The sequence below is a fragment of the Cupriavidus metallidurans CH34 genome, assembly GCF_000196015.1.
Classification (GTDB): domain Bacteria; phylum Pseudomonadota; class Gammaproteobacteria; order Burkholderiales; family Burkholderiaceae; genus Cupriavidus; species Cupriavidus metallidurans.
The window spans coordinates 448,962-470,935 of sequence record NC_007974.2 but is presented as its reverse complement, the minus strand read 5'-3'; the positions used below and the strand labels follow the sequence as shown (position 1 = coordinate 470,935).

General features: G+C 63.7%; 18 protein-coding genes. 6 read left to right on the top strand and 12 right to left on the bottom strand.

Annotated elements, in window-relative coordinates; translation table 11 throughout:
• The first annotated feature begins 3 nt into the window (after window positions 1-3).
• A complete protein-coding gene (locus RMET_RS20300) occupies window positions 4-432 on the top strand; it encodes a hypothetical protein (RefSeq protein WP_011518436.1) in 429 nt (142 codons plus the stop codon).
• A gap of 53 nt (window positions 433-485) precedes the next feature.
• Here RMET_RS20300 and RMET_RS20295 read toward each other — a convergent pair whose 3' ends face one another.
• The 6 genes from RMET_RS20295 to RMET_RS20270 all read right to left on the bottom strand — a co-directional run bounded on the left by RMET_RS20295 (window position 486) and on the right by RMET_RS20270 (window position 8,186).
• The gene (locus RMET_RS20295) at window positions 486-1,463 is read right to left on the bottom strand and encodes a Bug family tripartite tricarboxylate transporter substrate binding protein (protein ID WP_011518435.1); all 978 of its coding nucleotides are present in this window, start codon (window positions 1,461-1,463) and stop codon (window positions 486-488) included.
• On the bottom strand, window positions 1,460-2,776 hold the full coding sequence (locus tag RMET_RS20290; protein WP_011518434.1) for a DUF1254 domain-containing protein: 1,317 nt from the start codon (window positions 2,774-2,776) through the stop codon (window positions 1,460-1,462). Before RMET_RS20290 ends, RMET_RS20295 begins: the two co-directional genes overlap by 4 nt.
• Before the next feature lie 39 nt (window positions 2,777-2,815).
• Window positions 2,816-4,129: a DUF1254 domain-containing protein gene (locus RMET_RS20285; RefSeq protein WP_011518433.1), complete on the bottom strand. Its 1,314-nt coding sequence runs from the start codon at window positions 4,127-4,129 to the stop codon at window positions 2,816-2,818.
• A gap of 27 nt (window positions 4,130-4,156) precedes the next feature.
• Complete coding sequence (locus RMET_RS20280; RefSeq protein WP_011518432.1) at window positions 4,157-5,143, bottom strand: Bug family tripartite tricarboxylate transporter substrate binding protein; 987 nt, start codon at window positions 5,141-5,143, stop codon at window positions 4,157-4,159.
• A gap of 42 nt (window positions 5,144-5,185) precedes the next feature.
• Window positions 5,186-7,297, bottom strand: coding sequence for an acetate--CoA ligase family protein (locus RMET_RS20275; RefSeq protein ID WP_011518431.1), 2,112 nt, complete (start codon window positions 7,295-7,297; stop codon window positions 5,186-5,188).
• A gap of 82 nt (window positions 7,298-7,379) precedes the next feature.
• Window positions 7,380-8,186 carry an IclR family transcriptional regulator gene (locus RMET_RS20270; protein WP_035822869.1) on the bottom strand — a complete coding sequence of 269 codons (807 nt, stop codon included), beginning with the start codon at window positions 8,184-8,186 and terminating at the stop codon, window positions 7,380-7,382.
• A gap of 164 nt (window positions 8,187-8,350) precedes the next feature.
• Between RMET_RS20270 and RMET_RS20265 the strand changes: the two genes are divergently transcribed.
• From RMET_RS20265 to RMET_RS20255, 3 genes are all read left to right on the top strand, one after another.
• Complete coding sequence (locus RMET_RS20265) at window positions 8,351-9,028, top strand: TetR/AcrR family transcriptional regulator (RefSeq protein WP_029310285.1); 678 nt, start codon at window positions 8,351-8,353, stop codon at window positions 9,026-9,028.
• Window positions 9,029-9,142: 114 nt separating this feature from the next.
• Entirely contained in the window at window positions 9,143-10,141 is a 999-nt protein-coding gene (locus RMET_RS20260) for a Bug family tripartite tricarboxylate transporter substrate binding protein (RefSeq protein ID WP_011518428.1), read from the top strand.
• A 186-nt stretch (window positions 10,142-10,327) separates the two neighbouring features.
• On the top strand, window positions 10,328-11,002 hold the full coding sequence (locus RMET_RS20255; RefSeq protein ID WP_011518427.1) for a histidine phosphatase family protein: 675 nt from the start codon (window positions 10,328-10,330) through the stop codon (window positions 11,000-11,002).
• A 27-nt stretch (window positions 11,003-11,029) separates the two neighbouring features.
• Here RMET_RS20255 and RMET_RS20250 read toward each other — a convergent pair whose 3' ends face one another.
• From RMET_RS20250 to RMET_RS20240, 3 genes are all read right to left on the bottom strand, one after another.
• Window positions 11,030-11,656: a LysE family translocator gene (locus RMET_RS20250; RefSeq protein WP_011518426.1), complete on the bottom strand. Its 627-nt coding sequence runs from the start codon at window positions 11,654-11,656 to the stop codon at window positions 11,030-11,032.
• A gap of 39 nt (window positions 11,657-11,695) precedes the next feature.
• Complete coding sequence (locus RMET_RS20245) at window positions 11,696-11,977, bottom strand: DUF7696 family protein (RefSeq protein WP_049799794.1); 282 nt, start codon at window positions 11,975-11,977, stop codon at window positions 11,696-11,698.
• A 275-nt stretch (window positions 11,978-12,252) separates the two neighbouring features.
• Window positions 12,253-12,573 carry a hypothetical protein gene (locus tag RMET_RS20240; RefSeq protein ID WP_011518423.1) on the bottom strand — a complete coding sequence of 107 codons (321 nt, stop codon included), beginning with the start codon at window positions 12,571-12,573 and terminating at the stop codon, window positions 12,253-12,255.
• Window positions 12,574-12,855: 282 nt separating this feature from the next.
• Here RMET_RS20240 and RMET_RS20235 point away from each other — a divergent pair, with 282 nt between their 5' ends.
• Window positions 12,856-15,171: a mechanosensitive ion channel family protein gene (locus RMET_RS20235; RefSeq protein WP_011518422.1), complete on the top strand. Its 2,316-nt coding sequence runs from the start codon at window positions 12,856-12,858 to the stop codon at window positions 15,169-15,171.
• A 374-nt stretch (window positions 15,172-15,545) separates the two neighbouring features.
• On the top strand, window positions 15,546-16,724 hold the full coding sequence (locus tag RMET_RS20230; protein WP_011518421.1) for a helix-turn-helix transcriptional regulator: 1,179 nt from the start codon (window positions 15,546-15,548) through the stop codon (window positions 16,722-16,724).
• A 21-nt stretch (window positions 16,725-16,745) separates the two neighbouring features.
• Here RMET_RS20230 and RMET_RS20225 read toward each other — a convergent pair whose 3' ends face one another.
• From RMET_RS20225 to RMET_RS20215, 3 genes are all read right to left on the bottom strand, one after another.
• Window positions 16,746-18,284 carry a SpoVR family protein gene (locus RMET_RS20225; protein ID WP_011518420.1) on the bottom strand — a complete coding sequence of 513 codons (1,539 nt, stop codon included), beginning with the start codon at window positions 18,282-18,284 and terminating at the stop codon, window positions 16,746-16,748.
• A 37-nt stretch (window positions 18,285-18,321) separates the two neighbouring features.
• Window positions 18,322-19,593, bottom strand: a complete 1,272-nt coding sequence (locus tag RMET_RS20220; protein WP_011518419.1) for a YeaH/YhbH family protein — start codon at window positions 19,591-19,593, stop codon at window positions 18,322-18,324.
• Window positions 19,594-19,689: 96 nt separating this feature from the next.
• Window positions 19,690-21,612, bottom strand: coding sequence for a PrkA family serine protein kinase (locus tag RMET_RS20215; protein ID WP_008647020.1), 1,923 nt, complete (start codon window positions 21,610-21,612; stop codon window positions 19,690-19,692).
• Window positions 21,613-21,974: the final 362 nt, after the last annotated feature.

The following is a 21,974-nucleotide window of genomic DNA, read 5'->3' as shown; positions in this document are numbered from 1 at the left end:
TCCATGCCTGCACCACCCCGACGCTCCCCTGGCCGCACCGGCATGATCGCCGCTGCCGCGATCGCGCTGACCACCGCCTGCGCCAATCTGGAGGCGGGCACCATGCAACGGATCTTCGAATCCTGGAAAGGGGCGCCGGTCGAGCAAGCCAAGGCGCAGTGGGGGCCGCCACAGACCGTACAGGCCGCTCCGGACGGCACGGCCTATGTCTGGACCGATGAAATGCCCACCGCCCACCCACCGGGCAGCGGTCCACGCGACGCGCAACTCGAGCCGCCTCCCACGGTCGCGTATTGCCAGCGCAAGCTCATCGCCGGCGCGGACGGCAAGATCAGCCGTGGCGAGTGGAGCGGGAGTGCCTGTTGTGCCCAGACTCTGATAGGTCAGTGCGCAGGACTGGCAAGGAAACCCTCCGCTACCAGCAACAGTTGACCCGCTGTCAGCGCATCAGCGCACGCTCTGGGCGCCATTAGGCACCACCCGCCTCACTCGAGCACGAGTCCCCGCGTGCGCACCAGCGTGCCCCACTTCTTCACCTCGCTATCGATAAATGCGGCGAAATCGGCGCTGCTACCAGGCTCGGGTTGCAGGCCGAGCGCGAGAAGCTTTTGCCGAACCTGCGCATCACTCAATGCCTGACTGGCATCCTGATTGAGTTGTCGCACGATGGGCGCAGGCGTACCTGCCGGCGCGACGATGCCGAACCAGCCATAGCCGACCACGCCCGGCACACCTTGTTCCGCGAAGGTGGGCGCATCCTGATAGACCGGCGTGCGCTGTTCCGCCGCCACGGCGATCACGCGCAGCTTGCCCGCCTGAATAAAAGGCAGCGCCGTGGTGATGGCGGTCAGCGTTGCGTCGACGCGCCCGGCCAGCAGTTCCGTGTAGGCCGTCGCATCGCCCCGGTAGTGCACGTTCACCACCTTGAACCCGGCCTGCCATGCGAACAGTTCCGCCGTCAGGTGCGGCCCCGAGCCGATACCCGGCGATGCGAAGTTCACACCATCGGGCTTCTGTTTCGCCAGCTTGACGAAATCCGCCACGGTCTTCACCGAAGAGTTCGCGTTGACGATCAGGAAAAGCGGCCCCAGCACGCGAGGGCCCACGGCGACGAAATCCTTGTGGATATCGAAACGTTGTGACAAGCCTGCGCCGGTGTTGATTGCGAACGGTGCGGCCGCCCACAGCAGCGTGTAGCCATCCGCCGCCGCGTGGGCCACGGATTCGCTCGCCACGCGCGTGCCGGCGCCCGGCTTGTTCTCGACCACCACCTGCTGGCCATACTTGCGGCTCAACACCTCGGCCAGAATTCGCGCCGACGTATCGTTCGACCCGCCCGGCCCGTAGGGCGACACAAAGCGCACCGCCTTGCTCGGATACGCGTTCCCGAAGGCTGGCGGCACCAGGCCAGCCAGCGCCATCGCGCCGAGCAGGCGGCGGCGTGTCAATTGCGAAGGGTTCATGCTGGCACCTCCAACAGCTGGATGGCGGGGTAGCGATAGGTTCGGTTCAGGTGCGAGGGCTGCGGCACGTACAACCGCAGCGCGACGTAGAACGGTCCGGGCGGCGCGGGCAGCCAGTTGCCCCGCAGCGCTTCGTCACGCGGTGGCGTTGCGGAAAGGTAGAGGCTCAGGCTGCCGTCCGCGCCACGGGTCAGTGATGGCGAGCGATCGCCCAGTGAGTACCGCGAGATATCGTTCGGCACCAGCATGCAATCGCCTTTGTCGTACATCGTCAGTGACCAGAATGCGCCGACATCGGGCAGGTTGTCGGCGGCGAAATCGAGCCGGTACGCGTGCCGGCCGTCGAGCGGTTCGCCGTCGCCACCACGGTCGGCCATGACATACATGGCCTCCTGCACGCCCAACGCGCCGATGTAGTTCCTGGCCACCAGTGCCCGCTGCAGGTAATTGCTACCGAAGGACTCACGCACATCCACCGACATTGCCCAACCGCCGCCCATGTCCGACGGCTGCGGCTCGGCAAGATCCGCCAGCACGCCACGCAGGGCGGCGTCGAGCAGGTCGATCTGCTGTGGCGTCGGCACGATGCCATGGCCAATGCCAACCTCTGCAAAGGCTGCGATCTCGGCGGCCTCCGCACCCAGCGGCGGGTTTTCTCCCACCACGCGATTCACCACCTCGGCAAAGCGTCGCGCGTCGCCCAGATGCTCCTCGGGTTGCATCGCAACGTCGAATGCGAACGCCGCCAGCGAGCCGTCCAGTTGCCGCAGCGCGATGGCATCCTGCAGCGCGTGCACCACGGGCAGGTCGGCTTCGCCGTCTACGAGCAGACGGCCGATCATCCATACCGCATTCGTCGGACATGCCACAGCCCGCATCCCCGCAGGTACCGTGCCGAGCCAGTCCGGCCCGTGCAACAGGAAACGACCCGCACTCGTGCCGGTCGTGCGGCTGCCGATGTAGCCAAACGGATTTGTATAGAAATCGAGCAGCCCCAGCACGTAGTAGCGCCCGTTGAAATCCGGCACTTCCAGCACCACCGGGCCGCGCGACAAATCGATCCATGCATTGGTGTAGAGCGTGTCGTTGTTCGGCGTCACCACTTGTCGGTGCTGCGGGCCAAGCAACTGGCGAGGGCGAATCACGTGGTTGACCCAGCGTAGCGTCGATTCGGGCCCGTCTCCGGCGAACCTTCCAGTGTGATCGCGTCGCGGGCAGGTGGCGGCGCGCATGCGTGCCATCTCGTAAAGCGGCAGCGTGTGGATCACGGCATCGCGCGCGCGTTGCTGTGCGGTGTTCTCTTGTTGCGTCATGTCTCGTTGTCTCCTGTCGTTCTCTAATGATGTGCTTGCTCAGCCGACGCGGCGCACGGCAGGAATCGTGTACTGCCCGGCCCGGAACGCTTCGGAAGGATGGTAGAGGCGCAGGATCAGATAGAAGTGGCTCGACGGCGCGGGCAGCCAGTTGGCGTCTTCCGCCGGTCGGGCATGGCCGATGGGAATCACCAGCGTGCCGTCCGGCTCCTTGCGCAGTCCGGGCGTGCGATCGCCCACGGCGTAGCGCCCCAGTTCGTTGGCCGTGAAAAAGCGGTCCTCGCCATAGAGCGAGACGGACCAGAATGCATCGGCCGGCGGCAGCATGCCAGGCGGAAAGCGCAGTTCGTATGCCTGGTTGCCGTGGAGCCGTTCGCCATCGGCATCGAAATCGGCCATGGCGTACACCGCTTCATCGGCGCGCAAGGCACCCAGCCCCTTCATCGCCGTGCAGGCGCGCAGCAGCCAGTCATCGCCATAGGTGCCCAGTCGCAGGCTGTATCCCCACGCCTTGTGTCCCTGGCTGCGGGTATGCGCTTCGATCAGCGCCATGGCTTGCGCGTAGGCGCTGCGCAGGCCGTTGACGATCGACGGGCGCATCGAGCCGATGTCCGGATCATCCTCGAGGCGCAGCCCGACCTTGCGCAGCAAGGTGAACAGCCCCAGTTCCTGCTGCGTGGGCGGGAAATCGCGCATGGCGCGATAGAGATTCTGGAAGAAGTCGACGGCTTCGTCGTCGCTTTCCTGCCACTGGGCCACGCTCGGCGGCTGCGCCGGGCCCGCGCTCTTCACCATCTGGAAGCCCTGTTCGAACGCATAGGCACGCGCGAGGTCATCGGCGCCGGTCACGAGGACCCGCCCGATGATCCAGACGAGCGATGTCGGCGACTCCACGGTCTGTCCGCCGCTGCCGCGCTGGCCGGGGCCGACGATCTCGATATCGGCGCCCTCCTTTGGTACGTTGCGCGGCCCAAGGTTGGCGAAGTTGTTCGTGTGCGCGTCCAGCAGTTCGATCACGTAGTAGCGGTCCGCGTCCGGCAATGCGGGCACGCGAATCGTTGCCGGACCATCTGCCAGGTTCAGCCAGCCGCAGAAGTACAGCAGGTCATTGGCCGGTGTGACGATGTCCCTGTCCTCGTGGGTCCATTGCCGTGCGCTGGCGGACAGCATGTTCATCGGGGCGCGGCCATAGCGCGTGGGCGCATCGACAGAAGTCTGCAGGCGGCAGGTGCGCAGCGTTTCGATCAGCGGATAGCCATAAATCACCAGTGGTAGCGCCGCGGCGGCAACCATCGCCTCCTGCGGGCTGGTGTGGACGGGCGCGGGGAACATCGGGGAAGCAGGATGGTTCATGGGGTTCTCACGGTTGAACGTTCTGGATCATTCGAGCGCGGCGCCACTCGACTTCACAAGTGCTGCCCAGGTGCGGGTGTCTTCACGCATCTGGTTGGTGAACTGCGCGCGGGAAACCGGCGCGTAGCGCATGCCCAGGCTGGCGATCTGCGCCTGCAGCCCGCTGTCCTGCATGGCTTCCTGCATTGCGCGGTCGAGCTGTTCGACGATCGGCGCCGGCGTGCGGGACGGCGCGAACAACGCGAACCAGCTGTCGAGCCGGAACCTGACGCCGCTCTCGGCAAACGTAGGCACATCTGGCAATGCCACCGAGCGCTCCGATCCAGATACGGCCAGCGCCCGCACCTTGCCGCTGCGGATCAGCGGCAACGTACCCGCGAGGTCCGACATCGCCACGGGCAGCGTCCCGCCCATGACATCGGTCAGCATCGGCGCCACGCCCTTGTACGGGATATGACGCAGATGGATGCCAGCGGACACGTTCAGGCTTTCACCAGCCAGATGGCCACCGGAACCCTGCCCCCAGGACCCGTAGGTCAGATCGGCATTAGGTTGCTTCGCCATGGCGATCAGCGCGCGCAGGTCATGGGCAGGGAAGCTCGGATTCGCCACCAGCACGTTGCCGCCAATGGCGATACGGCCGATCGGCACGAAATCGCGCAACGGGTCGTACGGCAGCTTGGGAAAGATAGACGGCGCAATGGCGTGCGTGGCGGAGATCCCGAGCACGAGCGTGTAACCATCCGGTGCGGCACGTGCCACCTGAGCCGTGCCGATCGTGCCCGTGGCGCCCACCACGTTGTCCACCACGACCGTGGTCTTGAGCGTGTTGGACAATCTCGCCGCCAGCATCCGACCGATCACATCAGTACCGCCACCCGCGGGGAATGGCACCACGAGCCGGATTGGCCTGTCTGGATAGACTCGCGCAGCATTGACGGCGCCCGTCGTCATGCACACGCCCGCCAGCACCAGCGTCATGCCGAGCAGCGCCCTGCGAAGCTTCGATCGCATAACCTGTCTCCTGTCGTTGTTATGAGTTGTTGTTCGTGTCGATCAGCGCAGCGTGATCACCGCATCGGCTGCAACCAGCCCGTCCGCGCTCACGATGAACGGGTTGATTTCCAGTGTGTCCAGCCGATCGCCGATGGCATCCGCGGCACGCGACACGTTCACGATGACATCGGCCACCGCATCCAGATCGAGCGGGGGATGTCCCCGATGGCCGGCGCACAACGCGGCGGCGCGACTCTGCGTCAGCATGGCCCGCGCGCGTTCACGTGAAACGGGTGCCAGTCCGAAGGACATCTGGCGGAATATCTCAACGGCCGTGCCGCCGATACCTGCCAGCGCAACCAGCCCGAACACCGGGTCGCGCCGCACGCCAACCATGATTTCGCCCCAGCCGCGCACCATGCGTGCAACCAGCGCGCCATCGAACCTTGCGGTGCCGGCAGCACGACGCACACGCTCGAACGCGGCGCGCACCGCGTCGGCGTCAGACAGGTTGAGCACCACCCCACCCACATCGCTCTTGTGCAAGATGTCGGGCGAGCAAAGCTTCACGACTACCGGATAACCGATCGACTCCGCCACGCGTACCGCTTCGTCGGCATCGCGAGCCAGACCGTGCGGTGCCACGGGAACGCCAGCCTGCAACAGCAGTGCCATCGCGTCGGCTTCAGACAGCGCCTTTGCGTCGGCTGGCAGTTCGGGCACGGACAGCAGCTGCGCCGGGGCGACCGGGGATTGCGCGGATTCGGTCATCGCGGCAGCCTTGGCAAGCGCGGCCACCGCCTCGATGGTGTGCGCCGGCTCGCGGAACACCAGGCAGCCGCGCGCCTCGAGCCATGCGCGCTTTTCGTCGGAGATCACGCCGGCAATCATCAGCGGCGCGGCTTGCGGATCGCTCGCCAGATCATCAACGGTTTGCTCCAGCAAGCTCCACACCCTCGGCGCGTTCCCGCCACCGGCCAGAAACGCCGCCACACTGCCATATGCGCCGCTGCGTGCCACACCTGCCAGCGCGTCAGCAAGCACTTTTGGCTGCGCGACGACCTGTCCGGTCACGTCGATCGGATTCGAGGTGCTGGCAAACGGCACAGCCTCGCGCAGCGCCGCGGCCGCGGCATCGGGCATCGGTGGCCGGGGCAGCCCTTGCGACTCGGCGCTATCGGCCATCATGATGCCAACGCCACCAGAAACGGTCACGATCGCCACCGGCGCCACGGCGTCCGCCGCCATGCCCGTGGGCGAATGCCAGCGTGCCGGTCGCCTGCCTCGCGCCAGCGTGTAGCCAAGACGGAAGAATGCTTCCAGGGTATGCGCGCGATGCACGCCGTATTCGTCAAACACGGCCTGGTACACGGCGTCCTCGCCGGCCAGGCTGGCCGTATGCGATTGCGCGGCGCTGGCGCCGGCGACCGTGGTACCGACCTTGGCGATTACCACCGGCTTACCTGCCGCGCGGGCCGCCGCCAGCGCCTGGCGCAGGCGCATCCCGTCGCGCGCACCCTCGATATAGGCCAGGATCACCTGCGTCTGCGGGTCATGCGCGAGCCATTCGATGACATCGGCCACCTGCAGACCCGCCTCGTTGCCCGTGGTGACCCAGTGGCTCAAACCCAAACCCGCCTCACGCGCCAACGCGAATGCGTAGGCACCGAATGCACCGCTCTGGCTGACAAGCCCCACGCCGCCAACTGGCGGCACGCCTGTCAGCGGAATCGGCGAGAACGTGGCGAACATGCGCTCGCCGAGGTTCATCGCGCCCAGGCAGTTCGGCCCGAGGAGCTGCACCCCATGCGTCTTAGCCTGCGTGGCCAGTGCGTGCTGCAACCCGCTGCCGTTCGCGACCTCGGCAAAGCCCGAGGTGAAGACCACCGCGGCACGCGTTCCCGCGCGGCCGAGCTGCGCCATCACGTCGGGCGCGGCCAGCGCCGGGACGGCGACGATCGCCAGGTCCACGGGCTCGCCAATGGCTTCGACCGTCGGAAACGCGCGCAGGCCCTGCACGGTGTCGGCCCCGGGGTTCACCGGGAACACGCGGCCGGCGTAGCCGAGTTCGCCCAACAGGCGAATCGGCATGCCGCCGACTTTCTCTGGTTGCGTCGACGCGCCGATCACCGCGATCGAACGCGGGCGCAGCAAGGGTTGCAGATCCTGCATGTTGTCTCCGTTGATGACGCGCGCGATACGTGCCGCGACGCGTTCAGCCTGGCGGGAAGGTCCGGTCCCGCCTACCGGCGGCCTAGCGTCCCACGCCAGCCATGTTTTCTATCGATCGCACCATCTCGCGCAGCAGCGGCGCCACGCGCTTCTCCATCGAGCCCCGCTTGACGCGCATCCCGGGGATGGCGCAGTTGAACAGCAGCGGCCGGTTCATGTACACCACGCGCGAATACACCCCCACGCCATGTACATCCGCTCCCGCATCCCCCTCGTTGAGCGTGAATCCGCGCTTCGGATAGTGGGCGATGCAGTGGCACAAGGTCTCGTAGCAGGCGGCGTACTCATCGGGTCGCTCTGCACGCGCCGTGGTCATCAGTTTCTCGAATTCGGTCTTCGACAGCGTGCACAGGTACGCGCGCCCCATCGCGCTCGTCAGCACCGACCGCACCGCGCCAATCGCCGGCCGCGCCGGCGTGCCTTCCATGTGCGTGCACGATTCCAGGTAAGTCACGTCGAGCCGGTAGGCCACGCCCATCGACACCGCGCCTTCGATCTGATTGGCCAGCGCCTGCATCAGCGGTCGTGCCAGGTGGCGGACCTGCAGTCCAGCCATGTACGGATAGCCCAGCGCCAGCACCTGGGCGCTGACGAAGTACTTGTCCAGCTTCGGTTCCCAGTCGAGGTAGCCGAGTTCGAACAACGTGCGGCAGATGCGCGATACCGTGGCCCGCGGCAACTGCAGCCGCTGCGCCAGTTCTCCGTTGCCCAATGGGCGAGGGTCGTCGATGAAGCAGCGAAGCAGCGCGAAACCCTTGGCCAACAGCCCACCGAACGAAGGATCTTCGCGGCGGCGCTCGGCAATGAATTGTTCGACTGGCGTGTTCATTTGCATCTTGTCTCCTGTTGTCCAGTGTGGTCGGCGACGTCGTCGTATGTCAAAAGGCGGAATGAATTTCCAAATATTGGAAATCGTAACCCCTATCTTGACGGTGCACGTTGGCGGCACATAAGGTTCAAAACCGAATGCGAATTCGAATACGGAAATCTGCCATGCAAAGCCCCATTACGAGTGCGCCATCCACCTCTTCCCCCTTCCCAAGGGTAGACACGACGTCGATCCTGCAACCGCCGCGACAGCGCCGCGCACGCGAGACCGAGCAGGCCTTGCTTGCCGCCGGCCGCAAGCTGCTGGCCGAACGTGACTTCGCAGCGGTATCGGTCGCGCAGATCGCGGCGGCCTGCCAGGTTTCCGTCGGGGCGTTCTACGGGCGCTTTCGCGACAAGATGGCGTTCTTCGACGCGCTGCGCACGCTGGTGATGGAAGAGTCAGACGCCTCGGTGGCCCGCTACATGGCCGAACATCGCTGGGGCGAAGTACCGGCGCGGCAGATCGTCGAGAAGACCATGCGCTTCCTGGTCAATGGCTGCCACAACAATCGCGGCGTGATTCGCGCGTCGCTCAAGCATTCGTCCACGCGCCCGGAGGAATGGCTGCCGCACCAGAAGAACGGCGAGGAAATCGTCGAACGACTGGTGGCGCTGCTTACCCCCCGGCTGCCGGGCCCGGCCGAAGCCAACGAAGTCCGCGTGCGTTTCGCCATGCAGATGGTGTTCGGCATGCTGGTCAATGCCGTGCTCAACAATCCGGGCCCGCTCCGGCTCGACGACGAGCGCCTGTCCGGCGAGATGACGCGCATGGTCGCCTGCTATCTCGGGCTGGAAAGCTGACACGCCAGCCTCCAAAGGTTTTTCCCTCGCTTCACCCAATCCACCGCCCGCAGCAGCCGCAACCATAGCGGTATGTCCCGACAGGGACCGGGCATCAAAACGAGGAGACACACCATGAAGCAAACCATTCCGCCACGACGACGATGGGTCATGCGCGCCGCATGCGCCGCTGTGGCACTGCTGCCGCTGGCTACGTTCGCGCAGGGGAGCTATCCGTCCAAGCCGATCCGGATGGTCGTGCCGTATCCGGCCGGCGGATTGACTGACACAGTGGCCCGGCAATTGGCCGAAGGCCTTGGCAAGCGCCTTGGGCAGCCGGTGGTGGTCGAAAACCGGGGTGGCGCGGGCGGCATCATCGGCACGGACTTCGTCGCCAAGTCGCCGGCTGACGGCTACACACTGCTGATGACGATTCCGGGTCCGATCACGGCCAATATCGCGCTGTACAAGAAGCTCCCGTACGACCCCCGTACCGAACTGCGGCCCATCTCCGACGTGGCCATGGCCCGCACGGTGCTGACCGTCAATTCGGCCGTGCCGGTGAAGACCGTGACCGAGCTGATTGCCTACGCGAAGAAGGAACCGGGCAAGCTGCGCATGGGCTCCTGGGGTCCGGGCACGCAACCGCACACGATCCAGGCGTACATGGACAAGACCTACGGGGTCGATATCCTGCACGTTCCCTATCGCGGCGAAGGGCCGATGGTGACCGACTTGCTCGCCGGACAGGTCAACCTGACGATCGGATCCGTGACCACGCTGCGCCAGTACATTGCGGTCGGCAAGCTCCGACCGCTGGCCGTGGCGGGCACCACCCGCGCGAAGGCATTGCCGGATGTGCCGACGTTCACGGAGGCCGGCTACAGCGATGCCGCCTACAAGATCGTTGGCCCGACCACGCTGCTGGCGCCGGCAAAGACACCGGATGCGATCATCGAACGGCTGGGCCGCGAGGTCAGCGCGCTGGTGAAGTCACCAGAACTGAGCGCGAAGATCGACGAATTGGGCGCGGAACCGATCGGCAACACGCCGGCTGAAGCCGAGCGCGCGTACAAGGCCTATCTGCCAGTGGTGCTCAAACTGACGGCGGATACTGGTGTGACGCTCGACTGACCTGACCTGACCGGATCGGGTCGGACCTGACTGCCGGCCCCGTGCCGGCAGCGCAGCGAAATCTGGCGAAATGCAGCAAAAAGATGGCCGACATGAATTTCGGCGAGGCTTGCTAGGCTCGCCAGCCGGCCCCATCTAGAATCGCTGCAACGCAGACTCTTTCGGGCGCGTCGCCGCCCGCACTTCATGGCAACGCTATTTCTGGTCCGCCACGGACAAGCCTCGTTCGGGGCCGCCAACTACGACTGCCTGTCCGATACGGGCCGCCAGCAGTCACGCTGGCTGGGCGAGTATTTTCGCGACCGCGGTGTGCAGTTTCGCCGCGTGGTGGCTGGCACACTCGTGCGCCAGCAGGACACGGCCAGCGAGATCCTGGCCGGCATGGGCATCAGTGACTTGCCTGTGGCATCGCACCCAGGCCTGAATGAATACGACGGCGAGTCGCTGTACCGCAGCTTCACCAAGGGCGCGGATCATCGCGCCCATCAGAATGGGGACTACCAGGATTACTGGCGCACCTTCCGCGCCGCATTCGCGGCCTGGACGCAAGATCAGCTGACCGGCATGCCGGAAACCTGGGGCGAGTTTGGACAGCGAATGCAGGCCGCTCTCGCCCATGCGACGGAAGGCGCCTCGCGGGAGGACGCATTGCTGGTGGTCAGCTCGGGCGGCGCCATTGGCCGTGCGGTGGCCGACCTGCTCGGCGCGCCGACGCAAACCGCCATCGAACTGAACCTGCAGTTCCGCAACACCGGCTTCTGCGAGTTGATCGTCGGACGTGGCACGCAGCGCCTGCTGAGCTTCAACAACGTGCCGCACCTGGAACTGCCGGAGCGGCGTCCCGCGATCACCTTCGCGTGAACACCGGCCCCGCACGGGGCCGATCCCTTACCGCTGAGACAGCGCCAGCCTGCCGGCGAGCGCCAGGAACACACTTCCGGCGAACCAGTTCACCGCGCGTTGCATCCGCGCGGAGCGCATCAGCACGCGGCCGAACGCGCCCGAAAACCAGGCGATCGAGCCGAATACCAGCAGCGTGGCAAGGATGAACACGAAGCCAAGCACCATGATCTGAGGGGCCACCGGGCCCCGATCCGGGCTGACGAACTGCGGCAGGAATGCCAGGAAGAAGATCACGACCTTGGGGTTGGTCAGGTTCATGATCACCCCGCGCAGGTACATGTGCTTGCCGGTCTTCACCTGCATCTGGGAAGACGACAGCTCGCCCACGGGAGCGCGGAACGCCTGCCACGCCAGATAGACGAGATACAGCGCGCCAGCGATCTTCAACACGGTGAACGCCACCGTCGATGCCGCCAGCAACGCAGCCAGGCCCACGGCCACCACCGCCGTGTGAACCAGCAGTCCCGTGCAAAGTCCCAACACCACGGTCAGGCCGGCGCGCGTGCCATGCATCGCTGACAGCAACAACACGAAAATATTGTCAGGTCCCGGCGCGAGGCTGAGCAGGACTGCGATGCCGAGAAACGGCAGCAGCGTATCGAAGGGCGGCATGAACGGCTCCGAAGGATGGAGCGGTCATGGTAACGATGTTCAGACCAGCTCTGCAATTGCCGCCGCGCGGATCGCCTCGGCCTTGGTCTTCAGGCGCAGGGCGATGTCGGCGCCGCGCTCGCTGGCCACGCGGTTGATGAACGCCATGCGAAGCGGCTCGCAGAGCGTGGCGACATGCGACGCTTCGCAGAACACCTTCCATGCCATCGGCTGGCCCGCGTACTCGTCACGGCGGCGCAGCATGGCAGCGTCGATGGCCGCGGCAATGGCGGCATCGTGCACGATCACGGCATCGGCTTGAGCAAAGGTGTTCTGGAACATGGCGATCTCCTGTTTGACGTCGGGACGCTGTGTTTGAAGCGCGTCTGCGCTCTCCTTTCTGCAAACCACGTGCCAATCTCCGGCCCGACCGGGTAGATGCGAACCCGCGTTTCAATCGCCCCGCCTGGATGCCGCGCGAAATGGACGTTCCGGGTTTCGCCACCCTACTTCAGTCGGGCGGTCGATGCCCCTCCCGTGATCCCCGTCTGGCCGCTGTTCCAACGAAAAAGGCGTTACGGGTTACGTAACGCCTTGTTCGGAACGCGTGACACCGGTCATGCGCGGGCGCCGTCCAGGTACGGGTCGAATGACCGGGCCGGCTCTGCCGACACACCGGCCTTGTCCAGCCCTGCCACCTTGCGGGCGCCATCGGTGAATGCGTCGAACTTCCCAGCGCGGGCGCCATCGGTGAACGTGTCGTGCGTGCGGAATTCGTAGCCATACTTGTCTGCCGGCACCCGGGTCCCCGCGGACTCGCCGGTGCGGAATTCATAGCCATACTTGTCGGCAGGTACCGTGCCTGCCTGGGCCGCGCCAAGGGCTGCAAGCGAAAGCACGAGGGAGGAAGCGAGCTTGAGGGCGATGGTCCGGGTCATGATTCTCTCCAAATATGTGAATTTGTTTAGCTGTTTTGAATCCTGCTGAACGCTCGCTTTCTTGTTTGTCGCGCCGTCCATGTGCAGAACTATAGAATTCGACGCCAAGACGGATGCAGCCAATTTCCGGACAAATTGATCAAATATTTTGAATAAAAAGCGGGCGCCACGCGATGCGCCCGACACCCCACTCGCACACGTGCATCGCGTGCCGATGCGCTACAGTGACGCGCATACAGGTGCTCCTATCGCGGCAATCCCCCTGCCACATCCCAACCGTCCATGCAGCGTTCACGACTACGCGTTCCAGTTTTCACCTGGCTTGTCGGCATCCTGATGGCGATGTTCCTGGCCGGCGCCGCGCAGAGCGCCGGACTGTCGCTCGCCGCGATGACCCAGAAGGCCAACGCCCAACCCGCTTCGGCACCCCCCGCCAGCGCGCCTCTGGCGCAATCGCTCGATCAGGTCATCAATACCTTGCAGAACGAGGGCGAACGACAGGCTTTGGTGAAGCAACTGCAGGCGGTGCGTACTGGCCTCGACGCATCGGCGGCGGGCGCGGCAGGGGCGGCATCGGCCGCTGGCGCCAGCGCACCCTCCCCGGGCCTGATTGGCGCCGTTGCGCAGGCCATCCAGGAAATGGACAACGCGCCGCACAAAAATAGCGGCGCAATGCATTACTGGAAGTGGCGGATGGAGTTCGCCCGCGAAGAACTGCACGATGCCCTGACGATCAAGAACACCCGCAAAGCCATCGTCTCCTGGACCGAATTCGGCACCGTGTTTGCCGGGTGGGCCATTACCGGCTGGCTGTTGCGGGAACTGGCTCGGCGATTGCGCCAGAATCGGTTGCGGCGGCCCAGAGACCACCAACTCCCGAAAATACCTTCGTGGATCGATGTCAGCCTGTACTTCGTGCGTGGCATTGGACCGTGGATCGTCGCATTCGGCCTGACGGTACTGCTCGCCTATCAAGTGTTCGGTCGCACGCCGGCCAGTGTGGGCGCCGTTCTGGTGGCCTACGCGATCCTGGCCGGCGCCGTGATGTCGGCGGTCTGCCAGGTCATCTTCACGCTGTTCCAGTCCGCGCATCGCGCACACGCCGTGCGTGACCTGATTACCCATTCCCCGATCCTGCTGTTCATCACCGGCTCACTGGCCGCGCTGGGAGAGGTCAACAGCGATCCGCGCGTGATCGCCGCGCTTGGCCTCAACCTGACGGCGTTGATCAGCACGCTGTCCAATATCCTCGCGGCGATCCTGATTGGCGTGTTTGCCGTGCGATTCCGCCGCGCCATCGGCCAGTTGATCTCGTTCCGACCGTTTGCGATTCGGCAGGAATACCCCGCGATGATGGATCTGCTGCGCCTGGCGGGTGATGCGTGGTATCTGCCCGTGCTCGCCGTAGTCGCGGCATCGGTCATCGGCACGATCATGGCCACCGGCCATGCCGACGAGTTCCTGCGGCGCGCGGTCATCACGGTGGCATTGTTCGTGACCGCCACGCTGTTGACGCTCGTGGTGGGCCGATCGCCCAAGGCAACGGTGCGCGCCCCGCGCCTGCGCGATCGGCGGCGCTCCGCGTACGTGCAGCGCTTTGGCCGCTTTGGCGCGGCGCTGATCCGCGTGGTGATCTGGATCACATTCCTGGAACTCAACGCGCGTATCTGGCAGACCTCGCTGATACGAATTGCCCAATCGACCGCCGCCGGCCGTCACATCACCGAGTCGCTGCTCGGCGTGGTCGGCGTGGTGCTGCTGGCATGGCTGGCCTGGCTGCTGATCGACACGGCCATCACCCAGACGCTTTCCCCCACGCACGGCCGCGCCGCGCAGCCCAGCCTGCGTGCCAAGACCATCCTGCCCCTCGTGCGCAATGCGTCATTCGTGAGCGTGCTCGTGGTAGCAATGATCGCGGTGCTGGCCAACCTTGGCGTCAACGTCACGCCGCTGCTCGCCGGCGCAGGTGTGGTCGGGCTGGCCATCGGCTTCGGTGCGCAAACGCTGGTGCAGGATTTGATCACCGGTTTGTTCATCGTCGTCGAAGATACGATCGCCATCGGCGATTCGATCGAGTTGCCGGACCATGTTGGCGTAGTCGAGGCCATGACGATCCGGACCGTGCGACTGCGCGACGGCAAGGGCGCCGTGCACACGCTGCCATACAGCCAGATCAAGGCGGTCAAGAACCTGTCGCGCGGCTATGCCTTCGCCGTCTTCAACATCTCGATTGCCTATCAGAGCGACTTCGAGCGAGCATTGGAGCTGGTGCGCGAAACCGGCGCCGAGGTGGCGCGCGATCATCGCTACAGCCGCAACCTGCTGTCCGGTCTGGACATCCTGGGGCTCGACCGTTTCGATCCCACCGGTCAGGTCGTGCTGGCCCAGTTCAAGACACGGCCACTCACGCAGTACGAAATCACGCGGGCCTTCAACATCCGGCTCAAGCGCAACTTCGACGCCAATGGCATTCGACTGGCCGTACCGTTCGTGACGGTGCAGGTGGATGGCAGCGGCACTGAAGAAGAGATCGCGACAGCCGCCGCGGCTGGAGCAGGCGCCGATCTCGTCACCCGAAAAGCTGGCAAGCCGGCCTGACGACGCTGCCATTGTGAGCATAGGGGCGCGCCCGCATAGGGGTGTCTCATTTATGCAATGGCGCTCCAATACATTGGACCGGAAAATTTTGAAATACAGTGGTCACGGCATTACTATCTCGCGAGCTTCCATGATGCCTGCGTGAAGACTCGTGCACCTTGTGCAGACACCCTGAAACGCAGGCGCAGCGCGGGACTCCCCCCTCCCAAGGCGGGATGTTCCAGCCTCGCGGTTTTGCACGATCATGGTGAAATGGCAGTACGGCGATATGCATCAGGGTCATCGCCGGAAGTTGCATACAAAGACATAAAAGGACCGCGCCTCGACGCAGCGGACTTGAGGAAACAGGCGTTTGCCACCGGGGGAAAATCAATATGGGCGAACACCCGTCTACCGACGACGTATTCCATCGTCTGGTCGATTGCATCTATGAGTCCGCCATGGACGTGGCGGCCATGCCTGCCGCCCTGGATCTCTTTTCCCGCTACACCGGCACCGGCAGCCCAAGCTACCTGATATGGGACAAGCTCGCGGCGCGCGCCCGCCTCGGCGTGACCCCGCACGGCTGCTTCACGAGCGCAGGCAGCATGCCTGACAACATGCGTGCCCTGCCCCCGCACCTGACAACCACAGGCGCGACACGGGCATGTGCCACGATGTCCGTCGATGGCGCCACCGCCATGCTGGCCGAGCCAGAAGCAGCGGCAGCCACCTCCATTTATGACTGCAGCGGCCTCGCGCAAGGCATCCGACTGTTCGACACCAGCGACGTGTGCGTGCTGATGAGCGCCACTCCGGCATCGTGCGACGCATTCGCGCATTGCCAGCAACGCGTGGCCCAGGTCATGCCCCACTGGGCGCGGGCAGCCCGCATGCAGCACCGCAACTTCGAACTGAGTGGCCTGGCATCGCTGGGCCTGGCCAGCCTCGACACGCTCGACTTCGGCGTCATGGTTCTGCAAGCCGACATGCGGGTGCGCTACGCCAATAGCTGGGCCGAAGCACTGGTCCAGGCCGACACCAATCTCGCCCTCGACAACGGCGTGCTGCGCGCCCGCGCGGAATCGATGCAATCAGTGCTGGCGGGGCTGCTTGAGTCCGCGGTGCATGGCGGGCGCAATGGCACCGTCGCTGGCTCGTGGATGCACATCACCTCGGGCGGGCAACCGGTGCCCATCATCGTCATGCCGCTGGTATCGCGCCAACCGGTGGAAGGCCCATGGCAACTGCCGATGGCGATGATGCTGCTGGGCAACTCTGAGTCCCGATCCGTGCTCGACGCGGGCGTGCTGACCTCGTTGTTCGGTCTGTCGCGCAAGGAAAGCATCATCGCCATTCGCCTGGCCGCGGGCGAAACGCTTACGGAGATCGCCGAACGCGAGTTCCTTTCGCCGCACACCGTGCGGGTGCATATTCGGGATACGCTGCGCAAGACCGGCACGCATCGCCAGTCGGAACTGGTGCGATTGCTGCACCTGCTGCCGGGTGTGGATCTGGAACGCGCAGGGGTGTCCTCGACGGCCCGGCCCCGCGATACGCGCCGGAGGCACTAAGCCTCCGGGCGCTTTCGTCTTTCAGGCAGCGCGACGCTGGGGTTGATGGCGGCGTTCAGGCTTGCACTCGTACTTGAGTTCACGCCGTCCATCCTCGTAGGCCACTTCGAGCCTCACCGTGAAGCCCCATAGCCGCGTCACGTGTCGCACCACCTCGTCGAAATTCTGCGCCAGCGGCCTGCGGTCGTTCTGCAGGTGACGCAGCGTGAGCGAGCGGTCTCCACCGATATCCACATTCGTCACCTGGATGTTCGGCTCCATGTTCGACAGGTCGTACTGATTGGCCAGCAGATGGCGAATCTCGCGATAGCCTTCGTCGTCATGGATGGCCGTCACGCGCAACTTCCCTTCGCGGTCGTCGTCAAGCACCGAGAACAGCTTGAGTTCGCGGATCACGCGCGGCGACAGGAACTGCAGCAGGAAGCTCTCGTCCTTGAAGTTACGCATGGCGAAGTCAAGCGTCTGGCGCCAGTCGCTGCCCGCGATCTCGGGCGCCCAGCGCCGGTCTTCCTCGGTCGGGTTCTCGCACATGCGACGAATATCCTGGAACATCAGGAAACCCAGGGTGTACGGGTTCAGGCCGCTGTAATACTGGCTGTGATACGGCGGCTGATAGATGACGTTGGTATGCGCCTGCAACAGCTCGAGCATGAACGCGTCATTGACGAGCTTTTCCTCATAGAGCTGATGGATGATGGTGTAGTGCCAGAACGTGGCCCAGCCTTCGTTCATGACCTTGGTCTGGCGCTGAGGATAGAAATACTGCGCGATCTTGCGCACGATGCGCACAATTTCACGCTGCCACGGCTGCAGCTTTGGCGCGTTCTTCTCGATGAAGTAAAGCAGGTTCTCCTGCGGCTCCGGCGGGAAGATCGCTTCCAGCTCGAGTGCCTCTTCTTCCTGCCGCAGCGCGTGCGGCCTATGCTTGGGCAGCGTGCGCCACAAGTCATTGACCTGCATCTGCAGATAGCTCTCGCGTTCGGCCTGACGGGCCTGCTCCTCGGTGATCGACAGCTTCTTGGGCCGCTTGTAGCGGTCCACGCCGTAGTTCTGCAGCGCGTGGCAGGAATCCAGCAGCAACTCCACTTCCTGCTCGCCATAACGCTGCTCGCATTCCGCCACGTAGTTCTTGGCGAACAGCAGGTAGTCAATGATGGCGTCCGCGTTGGTCCAGGTGCGGAACAGGTAGTTGCCCTTGAAGAACGAATTATGGCCATAGCAGGCGTGCGCGATGGTCAGCGCCTGCATCGGCATCGTGTTCTCCTCCATCAAGTACGCGATGCATGGATTGGAGTTGATCACGATTTCGTAGGCCAGCCCCATGTACCCGCGCTGATATCCGCGTTCCGAGGCCAGGAAGTGCTTGCCGTACGACCAATGGTTGTAGCCGACCGGCAGACCCGACGATGCATAGGCATCCAGCATCTGCTCGGCGGTGATGATTTCGATCTGGTTCGGGTAAGTGTCGAGGCCGAAATCTCCGGCAATGCGGGCGATCTCGCGGTCGTAGCGCTGGATGAGCTCGAAAGTCCACTCCGAGCCCGTCGATAGATAGGCCATAGGCTTCCCCAGTATTCCCGGCGACGTTACCGGGCAGCTACCTGCCGGGCCACGCGGCCCGCTTCTGAAAGAGGTCGTGCAACACGGGATAGATCTCGTCAGCACCGATGATGCGCTGCATCGCGAAGTGCTCGAACTCGCCCTTCACCGTGAGGTACTCCTCCCAGAGATTCTGCGGTTCTTCCGAAGCCACCTCCACGTAGGCGTAATACTGCACAAGCGGCAGGATCGACTCGCGCAACAGGCGCCCGCAAAGCTCCGAATCGCCGGCCCAGTTGTCACCATCGGACGCCTGGGCGCAGTAGATGTTCCATTGGCTCGGCGGATACCGATCGTGAATCACCTCGACCATCAGCTTGAGCGCGCTCGAGACCACGGTACCACCGGACTCGCGCGAATGGAAGAAGTCCTCCTCGTCGACTTCCTTGGCCACCGTGTGATGGCGGATGAACACCACGTCGATGCGCTCGTAGTTCCGCTTCAGGAACAGGTAGAGCAGCATGAAGAAGCGCTTGGCCAGATCCTTGCGGCTTTCATCCATCGAGCCCGACACGTCCATCAGACAGAACATCACCGCCTGCGCCTGCGGACGCTTCTTGAGCACGCGATTGTTGTAGCGCAGATCCAGCTTCTCGATGAACGGCACCCGATCCACCTGGGCGCGCAGATGGCGCATCCTCTCCATCAGCGCCTCCGCCTTCTCGGAGTACGGATCCTTCTCGACTTCGTCGTTGTATTCGAGCTCGAGCTCGCGCAGGCGCTTGAGATAGGGGCTCGACAAGGCAATGCGCCGCCCGAGCGAACTGCGCATCGTGCGCAGGATCGAGAGATTCGATGGCGTGCCGTCGATCGAGAAGCCAGCGCGCACCTTGCGCACTTCGGCGATCTTGGCGAGGTGACGCTTGGCCAGGTCTGGCAGCGCCATGTCCTCGAAGAAGAAGTTCAGGAAATCCTCGCGCGACAGCGTGAAGACGAAGTCGTCCTCGCCCTCGCCACTATCGCTGGCGCGAGACCCGCCGCCGCCGCCACCCTGTTGCTGGCGGTCGAAGCTGTCGCCCCTGACGAACTTCTTGTTGCCCGGGTGAATCCACTCGCGCCGGCCACCCTGGCCGTGATGAAAAATCGGCTCGGAGATGTCCTTGACCGGAATGGACACCTGCCCGCTCTGCTCGATGTCCATGATCTTCCGACCGGACACCGCCTTCGCCACCGCTTGCCTGATCTGCTCGCGGTAGCGTTTGATGAAGCGTTGCTGATTGACGGCGCTCTTGTTGCCGCCGTTCTCCCGCCGATCGATGACCGTAGCCATAAGCCGCTCGCCCGTCTTGTTGAGACGCCAAACCAGAGCGTCAGGATCGGGAGCCGCCCAGGTGTCTCGGCGGCTCCGGGGACCGCGTCCGGTGGACTACGACGACTTCCTGACGCGCAGATACCACTCCACCAAAAGTCGAACCTGCTTGGGTGTGTATCCTTTCTCGACCATGCGGTTGATGAAGTTTTCGTGCTTGTCCTGATCTTCCCGCGACGATTTCGCATTGAACGAGATCACCGGCAGCAGATCCTCTGTCGTGGAGAACATGCGCTTTTCGATCACCATCCGCAGCTTTTCGTAGCTGGTCCAGACTGGGTTCTTGCCACCATTGTTGGCACGCGCCCGCAGCACGAAGTTGACGATCTCGTTACGGAAGTCCTTCGGGTTCGAGATACCCGCCGGTTTTTCCACCTTCTCAAGTTCGTCGTTCAGCGCGTTGCGGTCCAGGATCTCGCCGGTATTGGGGTCGCGATACTCCTGGTCCTGTATCCACAGATCGGCGAACACCACGTAGCGATCGAAGATGTTCTGCCCGTACTCGGAATACGACTCCAGGTAAGCGGTCTGGATCTCCTTGCCGATGAACTCCACGTACGGCGTGGTCAGATACTCCTTGATATACGACATCAACTTGGCTTCCTGCTCCGGCGGGAACTGCTCGCGCTCGATCTGCTGTTCGAGCACATAGAGCAGATGCACCGGATTGGCAGCCACTTCGGTGTTGTCGAAGTTGAACACCTTGGAAAGCACCTTGAACGCGAAACGCGTGGATAACCCGTTCATGCCTTCGTCGATGCCGGCATAGTCGCGATACTCCTGGTACGACTTGGCCTTTGGATCCACGTCCTTCAAGCTTTCGCCATCGTAGACGCGCATCTTCGAGAAGATGTTCGAATTCTCCGGCTCCTTGATCCGCGTGAGCACCGCGAACTGCGCCATCATCTTCAGCGTGTTCGGCGAGCACGGCGCGGCCGAGAGTGAACTGCTGCGCAGCAGCTTGTCGTAGATCTTTACCTCGTCGGAGACACGCAGGCAGTATGGCACCTTGACGATATAGATCCGGTCCAGGAAGGCCTCGTTGTTCTTGTCGGCCTTGAAGGTGGTCCATTCCGCTTCGTTCGAGTGCGCGAGGATGACGCCATCGAACGGAATCGCGCCGAAGCCCTCGGTACCCTTGTAGTTGCCTTCCTGCGTGGCGGTCAGCAACGGGTGCAGCACCTTGATCGGCGCCTTGAACATTTCCACGAACTCGAGCAGACCGCGGTTGGCCAGGCAAAGGCCACCGGAATACGAGTAGGCATCCGGGTCATCCTGCGGAAAATCCTCGAGCTTGCGGATATCGACCTTGCCCACCAGCGACGAGATGTCCTGGTTGTTTTCATCGCCCGGCTCGGTCTTGGAAATCGCGATCTGCGCCAGCACCGACGGGCGCAGCTTCACCACGCGGAACTTGGTGATATCGCCATTGAATTCGTTTAGTCGTTTGACTGCCCACGGCGACGGAATGGTATTCAGGTAGCGGACCGGAATGCCATAGTCTTCCTCCATGATCTTGCCGTCCTCATCGGCCGAAAACAGCCCGAGTGGCGATTCATGGATCGGTGAGCCCTTGAGCGCGTAGATGGGGATCTCTTCCATCAGCGCCTTGAGTTTCTCGGCGAGCGACGACTTGCCGCCTCCGGGTGGCCCAAGCAGATACAGGATCTGCTTGCGCTCTTCCAGCCCCTGCGCTGCGTGCTTGAAGAACGAGACGATCTGTTCGATCGTGTCCTCCATGCCATAGAAGTCGCGGAACGCCGGGTAGACCCGTATGACCTTGTTGAAGAAAAGCCGGGACAGGCGCGGATCGTGGTGGGTGTCCACCAGCTCGGGCTGTCCGATTGCGGAGAGCATTCGCTCGGCAGCGGTCGCGTAGGCAGTAGGATCCTTCTTGCAGATCTCCAGGTACTCCTGGATGCTGTATTCCTCTTCCTTGCGTGCTTCGAAGCGTGTGGCGTAGTGGCCAAAAATGTCCATACCTCACTCCCGTCTGAGAAACACTCCGAGGCGAAGGCAGTGCTGCTCCCCCCGAAAGACTTCGCGGCAATCTTGCCTTCCACCACCCCGGCATGGCGGAGCTGCCATGTTGCGAAATCTTTACTTCATCATAGTCAAATAACGGCGAACGTGGACCGTGAGTTGACGATAGATATCGTCTGTCCGGTGATGGCGTTGCACGTCATCGTCATGCTCACTATTACCGGACACCTCGTCGTCCTATTCCGCAGCGACGGGCCATTGACCATGCTTGTGACACACCTTACACCTTTCCCGCACTATGTGCACGACGCGGTGTGTAACTCGCCCACCCAATATCGTTACGACCAATACCTTCGCGC